1 protein-coding gene is annotated in these 254 nt (G+C 61.4%); it reads left to right on the forward strand.

Translation table 11 applies throughout. From position 1 onward, the window contains the following. Window positions 1–254, forward strand: a 254-nt coding sequence (locus AAEZ06_RS27810; RefSeq protein WP_350617382.1) for a DUF6531 domain-containing protein, incomplete at both ends; no start/stop codon positions are given.

Here is a 254-nt window from a genome sequence, read left to right on the forward strand (position 1 = left end):
GAACTGCTGACCCTCACGGACGGTGAGCTGGACGGGCTTCTGCCGTTTGCCTGGACAAGGGTGTACCGCACCAGTGCCGTGGAAGTGGATTGCGGGCTGGGGTTTGGCTGGAGCCATTCGCTGGCCCAGCGGCTTTCTGTGATTGGTGAGTCGGTGGTGTGGACCGATCACGAAAATCGCAGCACGACGTTTGCGTTGCCCTCTGTTTCGCGGCCGGCGATCAGCAATAGCCTGGCGGAGGCGGCGATTTATCT

The sequence above is a fragment of the Pseudomonas sp. HY7a-MNA-CIBAN-0227 genome (genome assembly GCF_040310325.1).
In the GTDB taxonomy this organism is placed as follows: Bacteria; Pseudomonadota; Gammaproteobacteria; order Pseudomonadales; family Pseudomonadaceae; genus Aquipseudomonas.